This is a genomic window from Pyramidobacter porci (assembly GCF_009695745.1).
In the GTDB taxonomy this organism is placed as follows: Bacteria; Synergistota; Synergistia; order Synergistales; family Dethiosulfovibrionaceae; genus Pyramidobacter; species Pyramidobacter porci.
Genome location: NZ_VUNH01000001.1, coordinates 288,955 through 301,882, shown reverse-complemented (window position 1 = coordinate 301,882; position 12,928 = coordinate 288,955). Strand labels below are relative to the sequence as shown.

Here is a 12,928-nt window from a genome sequence, read left to right as displayed (position 1 = left end):
ATAGACCGAGTCTATACAATGCAGTTGGAATGTTCTGACCCCGCGCTGTTGATGAGAATCTGCGGGCAGGACGATGAAAACCTCGAATTTCTCGAGTCAAAGCGAAAGGTCCGCATTTTCAGGCGGGGAGAATTGATCACCGTCGCCGGGGACGAAGAAAAAAACGTACGCCAGGCCCATGCCTTTTTGTCGCAGATACGCGATGCGGCACAAAATGGCCATCAGTTCCGCCTGCAAGATTTTCGCTATATGCTTGAAACTCTGCACAAGAACGGTCACGTCGATGTCGCTTCGCTCTATTCGGAACTGCTTTGCATCACTTACCGGGGCAAGCCTATCAGGCCGCGTACCGCCCGGCAGCTTGAATATGTCAAGGCGATGGAGAAGAACACGGTGATTTTCGGCATTGGACCGGCAGGAACGGGGAAAACCTACCTTGCGGTCTGTCAGGCCGTAAATCAGCTTAAAACCGGAAGCGTCAACCGCGTCATTCTCGTGCGGCCGGCAGTCGAGGCGGGCGAAAGTCTGGGCTTTTTGCCCGGCGATCTTCGTGAAAAGGTGGAACCGTACCTCCGCCCGTTATATGACGCTTTTTTTGAACTTCTTTCCCCCGAAAAATTCGCCCGTTACGCCGACAAAGGAATCATTGAAATCGCCCCTCTTGCTTACATGCGGGGGCGGACCCTCAACGACAGTTTTGTCATCCTCGACGAGGCTCAAAATACAACGCCTGAACAGATGAAGATGTTTCTGACTCGCATCGGCTTCGGTTCCAAGGCGGTCATCACCGGCGATCTCACTCAGGTTGACCTGCCCAACGGCAAGCAGTCGGGACTGAGGCTCGTTCAGGGGATCCTCAAAGATATCGAAGGGATTTCTTTTATTCACCTGCAAAATGAAGACGTGGTGCGGCACGAAATTGTCCAAAAAATTGTTGCTGCCTATGATCAATATGAGGCATCACAGAAGAGATAACGGCGAGGAAACGGACGATGAATATTGATCAGCTGGACCGGACTCAATGGAGGAAGCTCTTCCAAAGCTCCTGCAAGTACATCGTGAAGCTCCTGCCTTACGCGATTGCGGCTTTTGTGGCGATGGTCGTCGTACAGGTACGATGGTACACGGTTGATTCCGACTCTTACTTTATTTCCGGTGCGACCGCTCAGCGAACGTATTACGCCGTTCGCGACATGAACTACGACGACAACGAAGCGACGGAAAGGCTGCGCGCGGAAGTCGCCGACGGAATCATCGGGGTCGTCGTCAAGGGGCATATGAAAAGCGAAGTCGGTTTCGACGATGAATGCGAGATCCTCTTGAATCGGCCGCTCGACGACAGAATTTTGCCCAAAGAACTCCGTGAGCTCTTGGATGCTGCGTCTCTGGACACACGGGAGCAGATTGTCGCTACCGTGCGCTCGATCCATGACGATCTTCAGCGCAACATGAATTTGTCTGCGGACGAAAAGGATGAGTTCATATGGCAGCGCATCGGTCTGGTGGAGACGAACCCTTCTTCCGCAAACATCATTTATCAGATTCTCGTCGGACTGTCCGAAGGTGATCAGAAAGTCGATCCCGATCTGACGGAGCGTATAAAATCGCTGGCGGCCTCCGATATCGAACAGACCAAGCACATATTTTATGCCGGCGACCGGATCGTCAACAAAGGGGAAATCGTGACGCCGCAGCTTGCGAGGATCCTGAAACTCCAAGGGTATCCCGAGGGGCGTTTCCCGATGACGTCCCTTGTCTTCGCCGTCATCGTGGCCTGCATAAGCGTTCTGTGGATCCGCAAGACCATGACCCACGTTTTTATAAGCACGACGTATCATGGAGACTGGACTTATTCGTTCTTTCTGTTGTTGTTGGGTTGGCTCTTTCAGATCGGCGTGATCTATTGGGGCGTCAACGGCGTCGGCGTTTTCCCAGTGATTGCCATGATCTACCTCACGCTTCCCGACATCGGCGCGTTGAATTGCGCTGTCGCCGTGACGTTGAGCGCCTCGATCATCACCTCAGGATACGATGTCACCGCGTTTGCCATCAATGCAATTTCGGGGTGCGCCGGAGCCATTTTGGGAATCTCTCTTTTCAAAAGAAATTATTCGCGCTCTGCCGTCTGGATCCATGTGTTCGTTCTCGGCATCGCGATGCTTGGGGTCGCCTCGGTGCTCCAATGGGGGTTGACCAATCTGATGAGCGTTCGTCAGGTGGCTATTATGTTTACGGCGTGCCTGCTGTTGAGCTTTATGGTTATCGTCTTGCTGCCGCTGCTGGAGATCCTCTTCGATATCGTTTCTCCTTTGCAGCTTGTAGAGCTGACGCAGCCTTCCCATCCGCTGCTGAAGAGAATGCAGGTCGAGGCTCCCGGCACTTATCATCATAGCCAAATGGTGGGGAATCTGGCCGAGGCGGCAGCCGAGAAAATCGGTCTGAATCCGATGCTGCTCCGGGCGGGCGCTTGTTTCCATGACATTGGCAAGTTGAAACGGCCGCAATCGTTTATCGAGAACCAAATTTCGGGAAGAAACGCTCATGATGAGATGTCGCCGGCTTTATCCGCGCTCGTGATTCTGTCGCATGTGAAAGACGGACTGGAACTTGCCGACGAATATCGTCTGCCGTCGCAGATAAAAGCGTTTATTGCGGAACATCATGGCACAACCTGCTTGACGTATTTTTATCGAAAAGCGCTGCAGGCGGGGCTGAAAGCTGACGAGAGTCAATTCTGCTATCCTGGACCGAGGCCGCGAAGCAAGGAAACCGGAGTTCTGATGATTGCCGATTCGACGGAGGCCGCGGCGCGGGCGGAGAGCGCCAACATCAAGGGCATTCTCGACCTCACCCGTCTTGCCGACAACGTGGTGCAGTCCAAGATAAGCACTGGCCAGCTGGACGAAGTTCCCTTCACTCTGAAAGACCTCTCGGATATCAAAGCGGCGCTGGTCAGTACGTTGCGTTCGATGTATCATACGCGCGACATCAAACCGCTGAAATCGTTGCCTGAAGAGCAAGGAAAGGAGGCTCAGGATGCGCATGGCTCCTCGAACATGGTCGCGGTTCAAAATAAAACAGCGGCGGCGAAAGAATCCTGAAGTCCGCATTCTCATCGCCAGTGACGTCGAACAGGATCCCCTGCTGACGCTGGCAAAAACGAATATCGCCACTTTCGAAAGGCTGGCGGCAGACTTATATGACGTCCATTGGCCGGCATGGCGCGCACATGGGGGACTGCTCATTTCTCTGCAGTTCCTGGATGAGACGCGAATGTCCGAGGTGAACGATGAATACCGTCAGATCCACGCTCCAACGGACGTGTTGAGTTTCCCCCTTTTTGAAAAAGAAGGCAGGTTTGTCCCCGACGCTCAGCGGGCGCCTCTTCTCCTCGGCGATATTGTGGTGTGTCCCGCAGTCATCAGAAAGAATTCTTTCGAACATCACGTATCGGAAGAATCGGAACTGGCGCTCGTTGTTTTTCACGGCATGCTGCACCTTCTGGCGTGGGATCACGACACGCCGGAGAAACAAAAGAGAATGTGGAGCGTGCAGGAACATTTCCGAGATCTTTTTCTGAAAGGACTGTCCGTTCCGGTTGCCGGTAACGCGGGGCCCGAGAAAAAATGACGTCTTTTGTCGTCCTCCTTTTGACCGTCGTCTTTCTCGTGATGCTGAGCGGCTATCTGAGCGTGGGCGAGGCGGCAATTTCTTCGGTCAGTGCAGCCAAGGCTCAGGCATTCGGCGAAGACAACGCCAAACTGGCTCCGCTGGTTGATTGGGAGCTTGCTGAAAGACAAAAAGTCATTATCGCCATCTTGGTGGCGCATAATCTCTTTTCCGTCGCTGCCAGTTCATTCGCGACGGTCTTGACGACGAACTTCTGGGGTGAAAGAGGCGTTTTTTGGGCGACGGTCATCATGACGATCCTGATGGTCCTTTTTGCCGACTTCCTGCCTAAATGTATCGGCATGGCCCTCGGTGAAAGGAATTTCAATGTCATCCTGCCCGGCTTGCGCGCGGTCTCCGTCGTCTTCAGCCCCCTTATTTGGATTTTGGAGAAGATCGTAGCCTTTTTCAGCGGCTTGTTTCACGTCGACATGACGTTGGAAAGCGCGGTCGTCACGCGGGATGAAATAGAGCAATTGGTGAAAAACGGCGAAGAATCCGGGGCTATCGAAGCTTCGGAACGCAGAATGATCGACGGCGTTATCGCCTTCGATGAGACCAGAGTCTCGGAGATCATGGTCCCTCGCGTGTCCATGGACGCATTGGAGGTGAATGCGACCATTGCCGATGTCGCTTCTCTCATGCAAAATTGGGAACATTCGAGAATTCCCGTTTTTCGTGAAACGCCGGATGACATTGTCGGCGTCGTTTACCTCAAGGACATGATTCCCTATCTGCGAGCCGGCAAGATGGATACCCCTCTCAGCGCTTTTATGCGGAGGGCGCTCTTCGTCCCGGAAACGATGAAAGTCAACGATCTTTTCGGCATGATGCGCGGCAAGCACGTTCACTTTGCGGTAGTCGTGGATGAATACGGCGGCACGGCGGGAATCGTCACTCTTGAAGACCTGCTTGAAGAGATCGTCGGCGATATACGCGACGAATATGACGAGGAATCAGCCCCTATCGTGCAGTTGAACGAGAACTCGTACCGGGTGAAATGCACGGAGTCGCTCGAGGATCTCGGGGCCGTCGTGGGATACGACTTCGATTGCAGCGATGTTGACTCCGTCGGCGGCTATGTTCTCGATAAGTTCATGGGATTCCCCGAGAAAGGCGATATTTACCGCGATGATGACTGGACGATAAGGGTCACCGACGTAGGGGAACACCGCGTGAATGAAGTCATCTTTACGCGCTCCGCACATGAAGTTCAGAAGGAACGTCACACCAAAGCGCAGGAGGAATGATCTTTGGACGCTTTGCCTCAATTATGTACGGCGATAGTTATTCTGTTGTTCCTTTCGGCTTTTTTCAGTGCGTCCGAGATGGCGCTGACGGCCGCCAGCAGCACGAGAATGAAATTGCTGGCCGAGGAATATCCCTTTCTGGAACGCTTCGTAGACTGGGTCAATGAAGACCGGTATCAGGCGATTTCAGCGATTCTCATCGGCAACAATCTCGTCAACGTGGCGGCGAGCGTTGCCGCCACGGCGCTGGCAACGTCATTGATTGACGAACACGGCGTCGCTTCCGCCGTCGTCGTGATGAGCATTTTGATCATCATTTTCGGCGAAGTGATTCCCAAGTGCGTGGCGATGGCGAAGGGCGAACGTCTGCTTATCGTGGTTCTCCCGCTTGTGCGTTTTTTCAGCTGGCTTGTGACGCCGTTGATCTGGGGAATGGAGCAGTTTGCGAGAATAGCCAGTTGCATCACAGGTTTGGATCTTTCTCTGAAAGATTCTTTCGTTACCAAAGAGGAAATAGGGCAAGTCGTGAAGATCGGCGAAGCCTCCGGCGCGATCGAAGAATCCGAACGCCAGATGATCGACGGCGTCATTTCATTTGACGAGATCCGTGTCTCCGAGATCATGATTCCCCGCACTCGGATGCACATGATCGAATCGGCGCGGACGGTGGACGACGCGCTTCAGTTTATTGAAAAGATGGGGGATTCCCGAGTCCCTGTTTTTACGGACACTCCGGATCACATCGACGGGATCGTTCTCGTCAAAGATCTGCTCACAGCTTTGATGAAAGGGCAAAAGAACGAGCCGGTCACCAAGTTCATGAGGACGCCGCTGTTCGTGCCCGAGACGATGTACGTGCCCAGGCTCTTCAGAATCATGCAAAACGTCCGTATGCACATGGCGGTCGTCGTCGACGAGTACGGCGGCACGGCGGGACTGATCACTCTCGAAGATCTTCTGGAGGAGATCGTCGGCGAAATTCAGGATGAATACGATAAAGAGGAACAAACGGTGACACGTCTCTCCGATGATTCTTACAGAGCGAAGGCCAGTATTTCCCTTGAAGAGCTCAATGACGTTCTGAACAGCCATTTCGTCTGCGACGACGTCGACACGGTGGGAGGATTTTTACTGGATCAGTTCGGCAATTTTCCTCACGAAGGGGATACGGTCGCGTTGGACGGCTGGCTTTTCGAGATCCTCAGCATGGATGGCCATCGGATCAACGACGTTATGATCCGCAGGGACACCTCGGAGGCAGGAGAATAGATCAAAGTGCAGACAGATTTTCGTGCAGGAGTCGTCGCCGTCATCGGCCGCCCCAACGTGGGCAAATCGTCGCTTCTCAATAGAATCCTCAAGTACAAGCTGTCGATCGTTTCCGCGAAACCTCAGACGACCCGCGACAACATTCTGGGGCTTTACAATGGAGCGTCAAGTCAGATCCTTTTTGTCGATACGCCCGGCATTCACGCGCCTTTGAACAAGCTCGGCGAACGTCTGGTCGAGCGGGCCGTATCGGGACTTGAAGACGCGAATGTCATCCTTTACGTGGTGACTATTGACGATCGCCCGGAACAGCGTGAGAACGCCCGCATTGCGGAAGTTCTCCGGGAGCATTCGGACGTTCCGGTTGTGATGGCCGTCAACAAGGTGGACTTGCCTGGCTCCAAAAACAAGATCCTTCCTGTGATCGACCGTTTCACGAAAAAAATAAAACTCAGAGACGTCGTTCCCGTTTCGGCGAAGGACGGCACCAACACTGAAGTTCTTGTCAAAACCCTCGAGAGTCTGCTTCCTGTCGCGGCGCCGCTCTATCCGGACGATATGATCACGGACAGAACGGAGCGTTTCATCGCGCAGGAACTGATCCGCGAAAAGGTCATCGCGTTCACCGACGAGGAAGTGCCGCACAGTGTCGCCGTGGAGATCGAAGAGTTCAAGTCGCCCGATGAATATCCGGAGCGCAGGGACTTGTTCGTCCGCGCCACGGTCTACGTGGAGCGGGAAGGCCAACGGGCCATCATTCTCGGCAGAAAAGGGGAAAAAATCAAGACCATCGGCACGGCCGCCCGGAAAGCGCTGGAAGAGATGACGGGACATAAAACGTATCTTGAACTTTGGGTTAAGGTTGACAAAGGATGGAGAGACTCGGAAAAGGAATTGAAAAGACTGGGATACGAATAGACCTCCCGGAGGAGACGTCTCAGCGTCTCATCAAGCGGACGGGCGTCGTGCTGCGGCGCGGAAACTACATGGAGGGAGACGTCGCCGTATTGTTGTTTTTAAAAAGCGCCGGCACGAACTGGGTGTACGTTCCCGGAGCCTCGAAAGGCTCGATGCGTTTCGGCGGCGCCTTGGAGCCTTTTGTCTGGGGACATTACCAGCTTTATCAGTCAAAAAGAAAAACATATCTGAAGGAAATCGAGGTCACCGAGGACTTCTGGGCGCTGCGACGCTATCCGCGGGCCGTGATCCAGGCTGTCCGCTGGGCGAAGATGTTCGAACGGCACTTGATTCCCGGGTATCCCTACGACGATTTGCTGGCTCTCTTCTATTGGGCGTTGAAGGCGCTGAGCGAAGGAGCCGCGTCGGAACTGCTCGATGCGCGTTTTTTATGGCGCTGGCTCCTCAGCTGGGGGATCGCGCCTGATCTGCACTCCTGCAGCATTTGTGGAAAGCCTTTGGGCGGACGCGCCGTCTGGCGGGAGGGGACCTTTGTCTGTGCGGACTGCGCCCACGGACAGAACCCGCTGGACATCGATGAATTCGCGGCTTACGCCCTTTCGAAAAGCTTTGTACCGGAGAACAGCACATCGAAATTGTTGGAACAGGCTCGAAACGTCCAGCAACTCTTTGTGAAAAACCTTGATGATAATCGATAGTTTGAATTGGAGGTCGCGTGTGGAATGAATTTTCAGGATATCATGCTGAGATTGCAACGCTATTGGGCGGATCAGGGATGCATCGTTCAGCAGCCCTACGACATCGAGGTCGGGGCCGGTACGATGCATCCGGCTACGTCGCTTCGGGTCATCGGTCCCGAACCCTGGAACGTCGCTTATGTGCAGCCGTCCCGCCGTCCGGCGGATGGGCGTTACGGCGACAACCCCAACCGCCTGCAGCATTATTACCAGTTCCAGGTGATCATGAAGCCGGCGCCGGAGAACATCCAGGCGCTTTACATCAACAGCCTTGCCGCGCTGGGGATCGACCCCCGCGAGCATGATATCCGTTTTGTCGAGGACGATTGGGAGTCTGCGGCGATCGGCGCCTGGGGACTCGGCTGGGAAGTCTGGCTCGACGGCATGGAAGTGACTCAGTTCACCTATTTCCAGCAGGTCGGCGGCGTCGATATGGAAGCGGTGCCCGCAGAAATAACGTACGGCCTTGAACGCATCGCCATGTTCGTCCAAAAGGCCGACAACGTTTACGATTTGAAGTGGAACGACAAAGTGACCTATGGCGATGTCCATCATCAGGGAGAAGTCGAGAACTCCATATATAACTTCGAGGTGGCCGACGTCGCCATGCTTGCGGAAATATTTTCCCTGTATGAGAAGGAAAGCCTGCGCCTTGCCGATCAGGCGTTGGTTCTGCCCGCCTGGGACTGCGTGCTGAAGTGCTCGCAGATTTTCAATCTTCTCGACGCCCGCGGCGCGATCAGCGTCACGCAGCGCACGGGGTATGTGTCGCGCATCCGCGCCATTGCGTCGAAGTGCTGCTCAGCCTATGCCCAGCAACGGAAAGACATGGGCTATCCGCTCATGAAAAAATTTTAAAGGGGGACGGACCGATGGAAAGAGATCTGATTCTGGAGATTGGAACGGAAGAGATACCGTCCCGTTTTATGCCAAGCGCCTTGCGCGACATTGCTCAATACGCCGAGGAAGAGTTTGCCGCGCAGCGTCTCGGGCATGGGCGCATAGAGGTGATGGGCACTCCCCGCCGCCTCGTGCTGCTGGTTCGTTCCGTTGCGGAACGTCAGGAGGACCTTTCCGAAGAGCACAAAGGGCCGGCGTGGAAATCCGCCTTCGACGGCACGGGAACGCCGACTCGTGCGGCAGAAGGTTTTGCCAAAAGCAAAGGCATTGCCGTCGAACAGCTTGAAAGCCGCAACGTCAACGGCGTGGATTATGCGTTCGCCGTCATCAATCACAGGGGCGGCGCCGCGGACGCCCTGCTTCCGGACATGATGAAGCACATCATCTCCCGTATCGTTTTTCCCAAAAACATGTACTGGTACGACTCGACCGTCCGCTTTGCCCGCCCGATCCGCTGGCTGCTCTGCCTGATCGGAGCGAAAGTCGTCGAGTTCGAGCTGAACGGCATGAAAAGCGGCCGGACCAGTTGCGGACATCGTTTCATGGGAGCGCCTTCCGTGGAGATCGAGTCGAGCGACGACTATCTGACCGTCATGTACGACAACTGGGTCATCGTCGATCAGAAGAAGCGCGAGGAGAAAATGCGCGCCGCCATCGCCGGCATCGAAAAAGAGCTTGACGGCGTCGTCGAGCTCGATCCCTCACTGGTTCAGGAAAATCTTTATCTCGTCGAGTATCCCGTGCCCTTTTACGGCTCGTTTGACCGCAAGTATCTGGAGATCCCCGAAGAAGTCCTGACGACCTCGATGAAAGACAACCAGAAATATTTTGCCGTTCACGACCACAGCGGCAAATTGATGCCCTGCTTTGTCGGCGTCAGCAACAATCTGATTCCCAATATGGAGCTGGTTCGGGAAGGAAATGAACGGGTTCTGCGCGCCCGTTTGGAAGACGCCGTTTTCTTCTGGAAGGAAGATCTGAAACGCCCCCTCTCGGCGCGGGTCGAAGACCTTAAAAACGTCATCTATCAGGAGAAGCTGGGTTCCGTTTACGACAAGACCATGAAAATGGTCAAGATCTCCCGGAAGATTTGCGACCTCCTCGGCAACAAGGACGACGCAAAGCTGGTCGAACGCGCGGCCTACCTCTCGAAAACGGATCTTGTCACCGGCATGGTCGGCGAATTTTCCGAACTCCAGGGGATCATGGGCCGCGAATACGCCCTGAAAAACGGAGAGGATCCGCGGGTTGCCAAGGCCATCGCCGAGCAGTACATGCCGACCGCGGCGGGAAACGAACTTCCTTCCGACGTGATCGGCGCCGTCGTGGGGATTGCCGAACGGGCCTTCAACATGCTCGGAGCCTACAAGCTGGGGTTCCAGCCGACGGGGTCGCAGGATCCTTACGGCCTTCGCCGCGCCATCCGCTGCATCAACGAGATCCTCTGGGGGCTTCGCCTCGACCTCGATCTGGAGGCGCTGCTCGCTTTCATCGCCCAGGACCTCGAAGTTGGCGGCGAGGCTTTGGGCTCGCTGCTGGAGTTCGTAAGGCAGCGTACGCTCATTCAGCTCAAGGAAAAAGAATACGGCCACGAACTGATCGAACTGGCGCTCTCCGTGACAGGCTCCCGTCCCCTGCAGACGCTTTATTTGCTGGGCGCGTTCACGGAGGTGAAACAGGAAGACTGGTTCACGAAGCTGGTCAATTCCGCGGTGCGGGTGAAGAACATCCTGACGAAGGCAGAGGGCGTCTCGAGTTCCGTGAATCCTTCGCTTTTTGTCAAGGATGCCGAAAAGGATCTTTATGCGGCCGTGAACGAGGCGGAAAAACCAGTGGAAGCCGCTCTGCGGAAAAGCGACTGGAACGGGCTGATGAACGTCCTGGCCCAGCTTTCCCCGGCCGTTTCGGCCTTCTTCGACGACGTGATGGTCATGGACGAGGACGTGGCCGTTCGCGCCAACCGTCTCGCGCTGTTGTCCCATTGTCAGAATCTCTTTATGCGCGTCGGGGATCTCAGCAAAGTCAAATAGACTGAAAGGCATTTTTATGACATTACGTGTTTCCATCGTTTCCGATTCAACAGGAGAGACTGCCGAAAGCATGCTCCACGCGGCGCTGGCTCAATTCGATGACCTTGACGTGACGATCGAGCGCCATCGTTCGGTTCGCGAAGTCGCTCAGGTTCACGGGATCGCCGGCGATTTTTATCGGCGCGGCGGCCACCTGATCGTCAGCACTCTGGTCAAAACCGACGTGTTGGCGGCGTTGATTGCCGACGCGAAAAAGTACAACTTGGGCTATGTGTCCATGATGGGCCCCCTGGTCGAAGAGATCTGCCGCCTCACGGGGCGGCAGCCCATGCAGCGCCCGGGAGTGAACCGCCGCGTCGACGGCGATTACCTGCGTCGTGTCAAGGCCATCGAATTTACGCTCCGGTGCGACGATGGACAATCCCCCGAGCTGATGACCGCCGCTGACATCGTTTTGTTCGGCGTGTCCCGTGCCGGAAAAACGCCCCTCTCGATCTGGCTTGCCCTGAAAGGGTACGCCGTCTCGAACGTTCCCTTGCTGCCCGGCATCGCTCCCGATTCCCGCATCTGGAATGTGAGCGTGGAAAAGAGGGTCGGGCTCCTGATCTCGGCTGAGCGCTTAAGAGAGCTCCGCTGCGAACGGATCGTCGCCATGGGCCTCGATCCGCAGAAAGCGGCATATGCCGATATCGACAAGATCAGGGCGGAACTGGACGACGCCCGTTCTTTGATGGAAAAGCTCCAGTGCCGCATTTACGACAGTACGGATCATTCCTATGAAGAGCTGGCGCGCAATATCCTCGAAGATTTGAAGATGCTGTAAATTTTCAAAGAGCGCAAAAAAAACAGGCGGCTGAATCTCTCAGCCGCCTGTTTTTTTGCGCTCTTTGAACGCCGGGGATCCCCATGCCGCGCGGTCTAGCAGCCGAACAGCGAAAAAGCTTCCTTCATGGCATCGATGATCGGAACTCCGAAGGGACAGCGTTTCTCGCAGCGGCCGCAGGCAATGCATTCGCAGGCGTGGTGAGGCAGCAGAGCATAGTGCTCGCGCACCGTTTCCGGAATCTGCTTCTGCGCTTTGGCAAGGTTGAGGAATTTATTGACGGCAGCGACGCTGATGCCTTTGGGGCACGGAGCACAGTGGCCGCAATACATACAGTGCCCCTGCCAGGAAAAACGCGTCAGCCCCTGCATGACAGACACGTAATCCCGCTGCTGCGGCGTCGCCGCGCACCAGTCGACGGCGGCGCGGATCTCCGCCTGCGTCCTGCAGCCGATCATGACGGCGGCCACGGCAGGACGAGTCAAAACGTATTCGATGCACTGCACTGGCGTGAAGGCGCGCCCGAAAGGCGAATTCCGCTCGCTGAGCAGGTCGCCGCCGCCGTAGGTTTTCATGACGTCGATCCCCACGCCGCGGCGCGCGCACAGTTCATAAAGACTTTCACGTTCCGGATCCACGTTGTGCAGATCTTTCCCATAGCTTTCATCGGCCCAGAGATCCTCTACGCTTTCGCCGGCAGGCTGCATGTCGTAGCAGGGATTGACGGCAAACAGCAGGACGTCGATCAGCCCCGTTCCAACGGCCAGCGACGCGACGTGCGGATTGTGGCTGCTCAGTCCGAGGAAGCGGATCTGCCCCCTCTCCTTCAATCGCCGAGCGTATTGAATGATCTCGCCGTCGAACACCGCGCGAAAGTCGTCTTCCGCGTCGACATAATGGATCATGCCGACGTCGATATAATCCGTCCCCAGGCGCCTCAGCAAATCCCGAAAAGCGCTCTCCGTTCTGACGGGATCACGCGTGCGCAGGTATTGACCGTTTTCCCAGACAGAGCAAACGTGCCCCTGGACGATGAATTTTTCCCGGCGCCCTCGCAGCGCCTCCCCAAAAGCGGAGCGGAGCTGCGGATCGGAAGAATAGCAGTCGAAAAAGTTGATTCCCAAATCCTGCGCGTAGTCAAAATCTTTCCTTACGGCTTCCGGACTTTTGTCCGTGAAGCCTTCGCATCCCAACGCGATCGCGCTGACGGAAAGCCCGGTGCGTCCGAGAGGTCTGTATTCCATGGCGAACTCCCCATGTAGACTCTGACGTGTGATATGATCTCGCGACTTCAATGTATCACATGAAGGGAGCCGCACGTCAAGTGGAAAA

General features: G+C 55.5%; 11 protein-coding genes. 10 read left to right on the top strand and 1 reads right to left on the bottom strand.

The genetic code is table 11. The features are described 5' to 3' along the window. Positions 1 to 18 precede the first annotated feature (18 nt). Genes FYJ74_RS01400 through FYJ74_RS01355 form a run of 10 tightly spaced genes read left to right on the top strand, consistent with a single transcriptional unit; the run spans position 19 to position 11,596 of the window. On the top strand, positions 19 to 975 hold the full coding sequence (locus tag FYJ74_RS01400; protein WP_154527829.1) for a PhoH family protein: 957 nt from the start codon (positions 19 to 21) through the stop codon (positions 973 to 975). 17 nt (positions 976 to 992) lie between these two features. Next, the gene (locus FYJ74_RS01395) at positions 993 to 3,101 is read left to right on the top strand and encodes an HD family phosphohydrolase (protein WP_154527828.1); all 2,109 of its coding nucleotides are present in this window, start codon (positions 993 to 995) and stop codon (positions 3,099 to 3,101) included. Continuing rightward, positions 3,037 to 3,630, top strand: a complete 594-nt coding sequence (gene ybeY, locus FYJ74_RS01390; RefSeq protein ID WP_154527827.1) for an rRNA maturation RNase YbeY — start codon at positions 3,037 to 3,039, stop codon at positions 3,628 to 3,630. Before FYJ74_RS01395 ends, ybeY begins: the two co-directional genes overlap by 65 nt. Further along, positions 3,627 to 4,919 carry a hemolysin family protein gene (locus FYJ74_RS01385; RefSeq protein WP_154527826.1) on the top strand — a complete coding sequence of 431 codons (1,293 nt, stop codon included), beginning with the start codon at positions 3,627 to 3,629 and terminating at the stop codon, positions 4,917 to 4,919. Before ybeY ends, FYJ74_RS01385 begins: the two co-directional genes overlap by 4 nt. Positions 4,920 to 4,922: 3 nt before the next feature. Next, the gene (locus FYJ74_RS01380; protein ID WP_154527825.1) at positions 4,923 to 6,188 is read left to right on the top strand and encodes a hemolysin family protein; all 1,266 of its coding nucleotides are present in this window, start codon (positions 4,923 to 4,925) and stop codon (positions 6,186 to 6,188) included. Positions 6,189 to 6,194: 6 nt separating this feature from the next. Continuing rightward, positions 6,195 to 7,106 carry a GTPase Era gene (gene era, locus FYJ74_RS01375; RefSeq protein WP_326830842.1) on the top strand — a complete coding sequence of 304 codons (912 nt, stop codon included), beginning with the start codon at positions 6,195 to 6,197 and terminating at the stop codon, positions 7,104 to 7,106. Further along, positions 7,061 to 7,804 carry a DNA repair protein RecO gene (gene recO / locus FYJ74_RS01370; RefSeq protein WP_154527824.1) on the top strand — a complete coding sequence of 248 codons (744 nt, stop codon included), beginning with the start codon at positions 7,061 to 7,063 and terminating at the stop codon, positions 7,802 to 7,804. Before era ends, recO begins: the two co-directional genes overlap by 46 nt. Positions 7,805 to 7,828: 24 nt before the next feature. After that, the gene (locus tag FYJ74_RS01365; protein ID WP_154527823.1) at positions 7,829 to 8,701 is read left to right on the top strand and encodes a glycine--tRNA ligase subunit alpha; all 873 of its coding nucleotides are present in this window, start codon (positions 7,829 to 7,831) and stop codon (positions 8,699 to 8,701) included. 14 nt (positions 8,702 to 8,715) lie between these two features. After that, positions 8,716 to 10,773, top strand: coding sequence for a glycine--tRNA ligase subunit beta (gene glyS / locus FYJ74_RS01360; RefSeq protein ID WP_154527822.1), 2,058 nt, complete (start codon positions 8,716 to 8,718; stop codon positions 10,771 to 10,773). A gap of 16 nt (positions 10,774 to 10,789) precedes the next feature. Continuing rightward, a complete protein-coding gene (locus FYJ74_RS01355; RefSeq protein WP_154527821.1) occupies positions 10,790 to 11,596 on the top strand; it encodes a pyruvate, water dikinase regulatory protein in 807 nt (268 codons plus the stop codon). Positions 11,597 to 11,691: 95 nt separating this feature from the next. On the opposite strand, the gene FYJ74_RS01350 is transcribed toward FYJ74_RS01355, so the two are convergent. Further along, positions 11,692 to 12,840 (bottom strand): aldo/keto reductase, encoded by a 1,149-nt coding sequence (locus FYJ74_RS01350; RefSeq protein ID WP_154527820.1) that lies wholly within the window; start codon positions 12,838 to 12,840, stop codon positions 11,692 to 11,694. Positions 12,841 to 12,928 lie beyond the last annotated feature (88 nt).